The organism is Streptomyces calidiresistens (assembly GCF_014141525.1).
Lineage (GTDB): Bacteria > Actinomycetota > Actinomycetes > Streptomycetales > Streptomycetaceae > Streptomyces > Streptomyces calidiresistens.
In genome coordinates, this window is sequence record NZ_VKHS01000279.1 from 1 (window position 1) to 6,228 (window position 6,228).

Genomic DNA, 6,228 nt, shown 5'->3' on the forward strand with positions numbered 1-6,228 from the left:
GGATCAGGCGGAGAAGTGGTCCCGGACGGGCCGCAGCGCGCGGACGGCGGCCCGTCCGGGTGCCTCGCGCCGCGACGGGCGGGCGGGCCGGGACATGCCCGCCGCGCCGACCCCGGTGACCGGGGCGGTGCCGGTCGGGGCGGCCTCCGCCGCGGCCCGGGCGGCTTCGTCGGCGCGGGCGGCGGCCCCGGCCGCCATCCGCTCCCGGAGCGGGCGCAGCCCCTTCTCCGCCGCCCGCCGCAACCAACCGGCGGTCATCGCGACGAACGGCACCGGGTCGTCCGGCGCGAACCACGCCGTCTCCACCCGGCACGACGGGCCGCCCGCCCGCAGCCGCAGCGGCGCCCCGCCGGGGCAGGCGGCCGGCGCCGCGCCGGCGCGGGAGCCGGACCCGCGTCGGGGCGGGCCGGCGAGGGCGGAGAGCAGGCCGTAGTTCTCGGTGACGAACAGCCGCCCCGGCACCGGCACGGCGCGCGGCACCGGGCGACCGGTCGCCATCAGGTGCAGGGCCCGCACCACGTCCAGACCGGTGCGGTCGGTGAACAGCCGGAACTGCGCGCCCGGCCGGGGGTTGGCGTCCAGCAGGTGGTGGTCCCCGGTCTCCGGGTCCCGACGGAAGTCCAGGTCCAGGACACCCCGGTAGCCGATCCGGGCGGCCAGCCGGGTCGCCGCCCGCTCGATCGCCGGATGGGGGAGCCAGCTCCCGACGGCCGTCAGACCGGCGCGCGGCGGCCAGGCCAGTTCCTTGCGGCCGGTGCCGCCCATCAGCAGTCGGCCGCCCTCGCCGAAGCAGCCGTGGAAGAACCAGTCCGCGCCGGGGCCGCCGGGCAGCACGCGCTGCACCAGCAGCCGGCTGCCCGCCTCCCCGGTGCGGTCGATCAGTCCCAGCAGTTCGTCCCGGCTGTGCACCAGGGTGGTGCTGCGCAACCCGGAACCGGTCGGCAGCAGCGCGGGGCGGCTCCACTTGGCGATCACCGGCAGCCCCAGCTCGGCGACCACCGCCCGCACCTCCTCCTCGGTGGCGGGGGCGTAGGTGTCGGGGTGGGGGAGGTTGAGCTCGCGGCACAGGCCGACCAGCTCGGCCTTGTCGGCGAGCCGCTCGGGCAGGCCGGTGACGCCTCCCCCACCCGGCAGCAGGAAGCGGTCGGTCAGCTCCTCGGCGAGGAGGTCGGCGGCGACGGCCGCCGCGTCGTCCATCGGAATCAGTACGGCGGGGCGTCCGATGCGTCCGGCCACCCGCCCCAGCACCCGCTCGATCGCGTCGAGGGAGGGCGGGGAGCCGGAGGGGGGCATCGGGTACACCCGCCGCACGTGGCGGGAGGAGGCCAGTGGCCCGTGGACGGATTCGGTGAAGGCGTGCACCGGTACCCCGGCCCGCCCCAGGGAGCGGGCGGCCCCGAGGGAACCGTGGTGGAAGGGGTTCCGATCGAGGCGGAACAAAAGGGCGGGCACGGCCGTGTCGAGCGATCCCATGGGACGGCATCCTTCACGGTTCCGATCCGTTCGGGCATTTGGCGCCCCGATCGGACTACCGGAAAGCGTTCGTGCAGCCCATTGTGGAGATCTTCTGATTGATCCCGAATCCCTCGCGCCGCCACGGAACCGTTTTCGGAGGATATTCCGCCGACGGGGTGACGGACCGTGCGCGAAATAGGGGCGGCGAGGAAAAATATCCGTGTCGATGCCGGGAAACGAAGGGCTTCGGGTCGGATCCCCTCGACGAAAGCGCCGGCCCGGACGCACCGGACGCGCCCCCGACGGGGGCCGACCGTCGGTGACACCACCGAACACCACCGGGCACCACCGACAAGAGGGAGGAATCATGCCGTGGGGAATCGGCGGACCCGCCGTGGGCGCGGTCCTCGCGATGCTGCTCCTGGCCCCCGCGCCACCGGCGACGGGCGAACCGCCGCCGGAACCGGAACCCCCGGCGGCGCAGGAGCCGGAGCGGCCGGAGGAGACCCCGGGGCCGCGGGAGCCCGAACCGGCGGGGGACGGCGGCACGCCCGCCGGAACCGCCTTCGGCGCGTTCCTCGGCTCCGGCCCCGAGGGCATCCTGCGCTCCGGCCGCTTCCAGGAGTGGTTGAACGGCCCCGAGATGACCGTCGGCCACACCTACCTGCCCGGTGATCGGTGGGTCAACATCGAGGGCCGGCCGGAGTTCCTGCGTCCCTGGGCGGAGTGGCGTCGGGGCGCGCCGGAGCGGATGTTCGTGCTGAACGTGCCGATGCTGGAGCGCAGCGAGGAGCGGGTGCCGGACCGCGCCGTGGCCCGGTCGCTGTCGGCCGGGGCGCGCGGCGCCCACGACCAGCGGTTCCGCACCCTCGCCGAACGCCTGGTCTCCCTCGGCCTGTCGGACACCGTGATCGTGCTGGGCTGGGAGATGAACGGCACCACCTACACGCACCGTTGCGGCCCGGACCCGGAGGCGTGGAAGGAGTACTGGCGGCGGATCGTCACCGTGATGCGCTCGGTTCCGGGCCAGGAATTCCGTTTCGATTTCGCGCCGAATCGCGGCACCGACGCGATCCCGTGGACGGAGTGCTATCCGGGTGACGACGTGGTGGACATCATCGGCATGGACTCCTACGACCAGCCACCGGGAAACACTTTCGCCGAACACGTGGAACAGCCCCTGGGGCTGCGCGACCACGTCGAGTTCGCGGCGGCCAGGGGAAAACCGATCTCGTATCCCGAGTGGGGACTCTTCCGCAACGGCGACAATCCGGAGTACATGCTGGGGATGCTGGAATGGATCGCCGAACACCAACCGATCTATCACACGATCAGCGATTACTGTCCGCACGGCGTGTGGTGGTGCGGACGAAACCCCCGATCGGCGGAGGTTTTCCGGTCGGTGCTCGGCACCGGTGAACCGATGGGAGTCCCCGGAGGGGCGGTCGGCGAGACGGTCGGCGAGACGATCGAAGAGGCGGTCGGCGAGACGATCGGGGCGGCGGTCGGGAAGACGGACACCGGTGGGGTGAGCGGGGAGACGGGGGCCGAATAGGGCACGGGGAGCCCCCGCGGCGGTCCCGGGCCCGGCCGGCGGTACCCCCGCCGACGGGGCGGTGCCCCCGGCTCCCCACCGGCCCGCTCACCACCGGTCGTGCGGCCCCCGACGGAGCCGGTGACCGCGCGGCAGGATCGGGAGCGCCCCGGTGTCGGGGTCCTCCCGGCGGCGCCACGGCGGCGTTCCCGCGTCGGGCGTCCCCGGGTCGGGCGTCCCCGCGTCCGGCGGGTCCGGCGGGGCGGAGGATGTGTCGGCGGACCCGGCGCGGCGGTCGCCCGGGAAGCGGATCCGACCGGGCAGCACCCCCACGATCAGCCCCGCGCACGCCCCGGCCCCCGCCGAGACCGCGAGGGACGGCGAGGTCGGGGAGGACGCCGGACGGGCCTCCGTGAGCGGCACCGGGGCGGGGATCGCCCCGCCGGCCCCCGGGGCGGCGAGTTCGGCGCCCCGGTCCACCAGCGCGCCCGCCACGGCGTCGGCCGTCTCCGCGGCCCGGACGGGGTCGGTGTCGGTGACGGTGATCTCGACCACCGGGGCGTCCGGGGAACCGGCCGAGCGGATCCGTCCGCGCAACTCGGCCGCCGGCACACCGAGCGTCGCCGCGGCCCGTTCCAGGATCACCGGTTCGACGGCGAGCCGGCTGTGGATCCGGGCCAGCCCGACGGCGGTGGCGTGGTCCCCGGACTCCGGGACGGGCACCACCAGATGGGCGCTGGAGACGTAGCGGGGCTCGGAGAGCAGGGACCACCCGGCGCCGAGGAGGGCCCCGGCGAGCAGGCAGGCCAGCGGCAGCCGGGCCGCGGCGAGGAGCCCGCCGCACGGTCCGGCCCCGGGGGACGGCCGGGGGTCGGGCCGGGTCGGCCCGGGTTCACGGGAGCCCCCGGGTTCACGGGCGGGCGGAGGGGCGCCGGTGCCCGGAGCCGCCCCGGCGGTGGGGGCCGGGCGGCGCAGGAGCCGGCGCAGGCCGGCCCCCACGCCCCACCCGGAACCGGTGCGGCGCCGGGAAGTCCTCCGGGAAGGGCGGCCGGTTCCGGCCCGGCCGCTCCCCCCGGGCTCCGCGGGGGTGTGCCGCTCGGAGTGCTTCACGTTCTCTCCCGTCGTCCCGGCCGGACCCGTTCGACGGCCCGGTCACCCGCTCGCCCCGCTTCCCCCCGCCCCCGGGCCGGCGTCCGACGGGCCGGGGCGCCCGTCGCGAGGACTCGGTACAGGTCCAGGTGGCGCCGCGCCACCCCCGCCGGGTCGTACCGCCCGCCGGGGCGCAGCGCCCCGGGCACCGGCAGCCGGGCGGGCGGGCCGTCCGCGAGGACCTCGCGCAGCGCCCGGGCCAGCTCCGGGGCGCGGGAGGCGACCCGACGCGCCCCCGGTACCGCGCCGGGCGGGAGTTCCGTGATCGCCGGGCAGTCCGCGTACAGCACCGGCAGACCGGCCGCCACCGCCTCGATCACCGCCAGGCCGAAGGTCTCCGCCGGGGACGGGGAGACCAGCACGTCGGCGGCGGCGAGCACCTCCGCCGCCGGCAGGGTGCCGGGCAGCAGCACCCGGTCCGCCACGCCGAGGTCGGCGGCCGAGCGGCGCAGGCGGTCGCGCTCGGGCCCCTCCCCCGCCAGCACCAGCATCGGCGCGTTCCCCCGCCCGGACCCGGACGGCCCGGGGTCGGCCGTCGTCAGGGCCAGAGCCTGCACCAGCGTCCCGAACCGCTTGCCCGGCACCAGCCGGCCCAGCCCCGCCACCAGCGGGGTTCCGTCGGGCACCCCCCATCGGGCCCGGAGGCGGCGCCGCGTCCCCGGGTCGGGCCGCAGCCGCGCGGCGTCCACGCCGTTGGGCACCACGGCGATCCGCCCGCGCGGCACCCCCCAGCGCACCAGCCGGTCGGCCACCGCCCCGGAGACGGCGAGGGTGACCGTGCCCAACCGCTCCCCGGCCAGGTACAGGGCGCGCACACCGGGACCGAGCGGGCGCTCCTCCAGACCGCGTTCGCCCAGGGAGTGCTCGGTGGCCACCACGGCCCGCACACCGGCGGCCCGGGCGGCGATCCGCCCGTACAGGCACGCCCGGTACAGGTGGGTGTGCACCACCTCGTAGCCGCCCGCGCGGATCAGCCGGACCAGGTGGGGCAGGGCGCGCGCGTCCCGGTTCCCGGTCATCGCCACGTGGTGCACGGGCACCCCGTCGGCGATCAGCTCGCGGGCCACCGGGCCGGGCGGGGTGAGCGTGGCCACCTCCTGGCCGGGCGGCAGGAGCCGCACCAGCTCGCGGAGTTGGCGTTCGGCGCCCCCGACGTCGAGGCCGGTGATGACGTGCAGCACCCGTACCCCGTCGCCGGTCCCCCCGGCGGCGGGGTACGGCGAGGGCGCCCGGGTGCGGGACCGGACGTCCGGGGCGCCGCTCACGCCGGACGTCCCGCGTCGACGGTCTCCGCGCGCGGCACCGGGCGGCGTCGGATCGGGTGCAGCAGGGCCTTGAGCGCCAGCCGCGGCGCGCCGTCCCGCTCCCCCACGTGCACCCGGGGCAGGGCGTACCGGCCGGTCAGCGGGCCGGGGTCGATCGCGCAGGCGTGGTGGTAGCCCGCGGCCCGGACGGCGGCGATCTCCCGGGGGCCGACCGCGCCGTACGGGTAGCAGAACCCCGCCGGGGCGACACCGGTGATCGCGCGCACCCGTTCCCGGCTCTCCCGCAGTTCCCGCGCCATCTCCTCCTCGTCGAGGTCGGGCAGGGCCCTGTGGAACAGGCCGTGCGAGCCGATCTCCACCCCCGCCCCGGCGCAGGCCCGCACCCCCTCGGCGTCCAGCAGGGGCTTGCGCGGGCCCCGGACGTCCCAGACGTTGTCGGCACCGAGGAGGCCGGGCAGCACGTACAGGGAGGCGGTGCAGCCGTGGCGGCGCAGCAGCGGCAGGGCGTGCTCGGCGAAGTCGGCGTACCCGTCGTCGAAGGAGAGGCCGACCAGGCCGGCGGAACGTCCCGCCGCGTGCGCCGCGAGGAGTTCCCCGACGGAGACGCCGCGCAGGCCGCACCGGCGCAGCAGGCCCAGCTGGCGGTCCAGCCGGGCGGGGGTGACGGTGACCAGGTAGGGGTCGTCCCCGGGGGAGGCCAGAGGGGCGACGGAGTGGTACATCAGCACCCGCAGCGGAGCCGTCGAGCGGCGGGGCGCGGGCGGGACGGCGGCCGGGCCCGCCCCGGGCCCGGCGGCGCGGTCGGGGTCGCGGGCGGGGAACGAC

Annotated in this window: 5 protein-coding genes; 1 reads left to right on the top strand and 4 read right to left on the bottom strand. The window is 77.2% G+C overall.

Annotated elements, in window-relative coordinates; genetic code table 11:
• Positions 1 to 3: 3 nt before the first annotated feature.
• Positions 4 to 1,473 (bottom strand): carboxylate--amine ligase, encoded by a 1,470-nt coding sequence (locus FOE67_RS13220; protein ID WP_182663861.1) that lies wholly within the window; start codon positions 1,471 to 1,473, stop codon positions 4 to 6.
• A gap of 349 nt (positions 1,474 to 1,822) precedes the next feature.
• Between FOE67_RS13220 and FOE67_RS13225 the strand changes: the two genes are divergently transcribed.
• A complete protein-coding gene (locus FOE67_RS13225) occupies positions 1,823 to 3,010 on the top strand; it encodes a glycoside hydrolase family 26 protein (protein WP_228473844.1) in 1,188 nt (395 codons plus the stop codon).
• A gap of 87 nt (positions 3,011 to 3,097) precedes the next feature.
• On the opposite strand, the gene FOE67_RS13230 is transcribed toward FOE67_RS13225, so the two are convergent.
• From FOE67_RS13230 to FOE67_RS13240, 3 genes are all read right to left on the bottom strand, one after another.
• Positions 3,098 to 3,988, bottom strand: a complete 891-nt coding sequence (locus FOE67_RS13230) for a YveK family protein (RefSeq protein WP_182663863.1) — start codon at positions 3,986 to 3,988, stop codon at positions 3,098 to 3,100.
• Between the two features lie 107 nt (positions 3,989 to 4,095).
• A complete protein-coding gene (locus tag FOE67_RS13235; RefSeq protein ID WP_323384866.1) occupies positions 4,096 to 5,319 on the bottom strand; it encodes a glycosyltransferase in 1,224 nt (407 codons plus the stop codon).
• Between the two features lie 80 nt (positions 5,320 to 5,399).
• On the bottom strand, positions 5,400 to 6,228 hold an 829-nt coding region (locus FOE67_RS13240; protein WP_438874212.1), incomplete at its 5' end, for a polysaccharide deacetylase family protein.